Source organism: Allobaculum sp. (genome assembly GCF_047010065.1).
Classification (GTDB): Bacteria; Bacillota_I; Bacilli_A; order Erysipelotrichales; family Erysipelotrichaceae; genus Allobaculum; species Allobaculum fili.
The window spans coordinates 1-2,769 of sequence record NZ_JBKXLD010000155.1; the positions used below are offsets into that span (position 1 = coordinate 1).

General features: G+C 47.3%; 4 protein-coding genes. All 4 read left to right on the top strand.

Features of this window, described 5'->3' with window-relative positions; translation table 11 throughout:
* A partial coding sequence (locus ACLUYS_RS09725) for a phage portal protein (RefSeq protein ID WP_412659766.1) occupies positions 1–518 on the top strand: 518 nt, incomplete at its 5' end.
* Entirely contained in the window at positions 505–2,193 is a 1,689-nt protein-coding gene (locus tag ACLUYS_RS09730; RefSeq protein WP_412659767.1) for a minor capsid protein, read from the top strand. The genes ACLUYS_RS09725 and ACLUYS_RS09730, both read left to right, overlap by 14 nt.
* Positions 2,174–2,404, top strand: coding sequence for a hypothetical protein (locus ACLUYS_RS09735; protein ID WP_412659768.1), 231 nt, complete (start codon positions 2,174–2,176; stop codon positions 2,402–2,404). Before ACLUYS_RS09730 ends, ACLUYS_RS09735 begins: the two co-directional genes overlap by 20 nt.
* A 38-nt stretch (positions 2,405–2,442) precedes the next feature.
* Positions 2,443–2,625, top strand: coding sequence for a hypothetical protein (locus ACLUYS_RS09740; RefSeq protein ID WP_412659769.1), 183 nt, complete (start codon positions 2,443–2,445; stop codon positions 2,623–2,625).
* The last annotated feature ends 144 nt before the right edge of the window (positions 2,626–2,769 follow it).

A 2,769-nucleotide genomic window follows, 5' to 3' on the forward strand; every position in this document is an offset into this window, starting at 1 on the left:
CGACAGCTGACTCCACGCAGGAAAACCTGCTGGACCGTCTGGATCGGCAGATCTATCAGATTTCCATGGTGGCAAACATCAGCGATGAGTCGTTCGGTAATGCGACCAGCGGAACCGCCCTGGCTTACAAGCTTCAGGCCATGAGCAATCTTGCAGCAGGCTTTGACCGCAAGATTGAGAAGAGCCTGCGCAAGCGATACAAGATCTGGTCAACGCTTAAAACGAACGTGAGCGATGAGAACGCGTGGAAAGAGCTGCAGGTTACGACGAGCCGCAACTTGCCAAAGAATCGTCTTGAAGAAGCCCAGACGGCCGCACAGCTGTCCGGCATCGTCTCCCATGAAACACAGCTCTCTCTGCTTTCGATCATTCCAGATCCGAAGGCGGAACTGGAGAAAATCGAGAAGGAGACGACAGATTCAACTGCGCTGATTTCGTTTGATGCGCATCGACATACGACAGACGAAAAGGAAGAACAAACGGATCTGAAACCGGAGGCTGAATATGGTCTCCAGTGAGGATTACTGGAAGGACCGAGAAGCAGACTGGCAGATTGAATACGCTAAGAATCAGGCGCACTGGGACGCAAAGATTAATGAGATCTACACGGATCTGCAGAATCGGATGGCCGATGAAATTAATGCCTGGTATATGCGCTACGCCGATCAGAACGGGCTGACCATGGCTCAGGCAAAGCAGGCTGTTTCCAGAGCTGACCAGGACTATTACGCCAAAAGGGCGGAATATCTGGTAGGTCTGGCTTTGCAGGATATGCGCAGCGGAACAGATCAGAACGCCAGAATCTACTTTTCAGACGTTGCGAACGCGGAAATGGCTCTGTATAACACGACAATGAAAATCAGCCGCATGCAGGTTTTGCAGAGCATGCTGAACATCCAGATTGCGCAGAGCGTCGGGCAGACCAATCAGGCGATGACGTCCGCTCTGACCCAGCATGCAACGCAGGTTCTGCTTGATCGAGCGAAAGTGCTGGGGCCGACAGTGATGAACAACATGTCCCGGCTTCCGGCTCTCATCAATGCCAGCTTCCACGGGGCTACATTTTCGGACAGACTGTGGACGACTCACCAGTCGAATCTGCAGAAAGGCATTCAAAACGCACTGGCGCGGGGTCTTATTTTAGGCGAACACCCGGAACGTTTCCGCCGTGAAATTGTCAGCGAGTCCAAACTAAAAACAAGAGCCGCTTTCAGGGCGGCTCGAACGCTTCTTAATACAGAGTTCTGCAGAGTGCAGACCTCAGCGGAAATGATGGCCTACCAGTCGGAAGGCTTTAAAGAGTACATGTACATCGCCAATGAGCGGTGCTGTGAAGACTGTCAGGATCTGGATGGCAACGTCTACAAAGTCAAAGACGAAAGCGCCGGTCAGAACCTCCCGCCAATGCATCCCAACTGCCGGTGTTCAATTGCTCCCTACTCGGATCGAGACGAATACGAGAAGTGGCTGGATGGATACAAAGAACACGGGATGACGTGGGAAGAGTGGGAAGCGCAGAACCATGAAATTGAATTCAAAGCGCATCAGGAGGAGCAGGAATATAAGACTGTTAGTTTAAATGCAGAACAGCCTGAAACGTTTACAACGAATTTTCGAGAAGAGCGAAAAGCCTATCCAATTGAAGAACGAAAAAACTGGTATGTAGAAGAAGGTGTTCATGTTAAACCACGACAGGTACACGAGATCAATAAAGCAGTTCAGACAGCTATGAAGGCTCACGGCCTGAGTGATCTGGGGAACACAAAAATAATCATCGTCAATGACACAACCCTTAGTACAGGAGCACTGGCGGCTTACGATCCGGTACAGGACGTTTTAAAGCTAGGCTATTATCTGACGAATAAAACTGCCTTTGAACTTGATCCTAATGACAAATCCTTAATGCCGCATAACCTGGACGTGACGATGATTCACGAGCTGTTTCACTGGAAAGATGCTAAAGAATATCGGGAGAAGATCTGTGAGATTACTCAAGAAACCAGAAACGAATATTTTTCTTATCGAAAGGAAATCGCTAGAAAGAAAACCGAGAAGCTTGAGATGAGGTATGCGTTGGATAAGATTAGTGCATATTCGAGAAAAATGCGTCAAGCTGAGCAATACGATGAGGTGTATACTGAACTTAGAACATATTTACTTTCTGGAGGACAGTATGAAAAACTCAAGAGATAAAGAACCGCGCTATCTAGAGAAAAACGAATATCTGACAGCCAAAGAGAGAGAAGAAGAACTTTATAAACTTTTGGATCCTTGGTTCGATGACGTTCATCCCAAACATCTGAAAGCGAATGCTCCAGAAGGCTATGAGAAGTTGCTAAAAGAATTTCGTGAAGTAACTCAAAATGTTTACTACACTGAATTTATGAATGGAGTTGCATATTAGAGCCGCTAACCGGCTCTTTTCTTTTGGAGGAAGAATAGATGGAGGAAGTAAAAGTTCGTGTTTCCATTGGGCGATGGAGCGAAATGGTGTTGAATCATAAACTTAAAAAGATTAGAAGTAATATTGATGCCGCTGCCGCATCGTTTGAAAAATGCCAGGCTAAAATTAAAACAGCCAGATCCGCATTAGCGGAACTGGAATTAATGGTGAATGCCGACTGACGGCCGCCTCAAACGAGGCGGTTTTCTTTTGGAGGAATGAAATGACTGATGTTGAAAAAAGAGAAATCGAGACCACACTCACCAAACTGATCGAGCTGCTTAAACCTCAGCCGTTAGGGGTAGTCATGGACTGCATCAACTGGA

Bases quoted from the DNA above. Each gene is read 5' to 3' on its own strand.
- ACLUYS_RS09730 (WP_412659767.1), top strand. From the start codon at position 505: ATGGTCTCCAGTGAGGATTACTGGAAGGACCGAGAAGCAGACTGGCAG.
- ACLUYS_RS09735 (WP_412659768.1), top strand. From the start codon at position 2,174: ATGAAAAACTCAAGAGATAAAGAACCGCGCTATCTAGAGAAAAACGAA.
- ACLUYS_RS09740 (WP_412659769.1), top strand. From the start codon at position 2,443: ATGGAGGAAGTAAAAGTTCGTGTTTCCATTGGGCGATGGAGCGAAATG.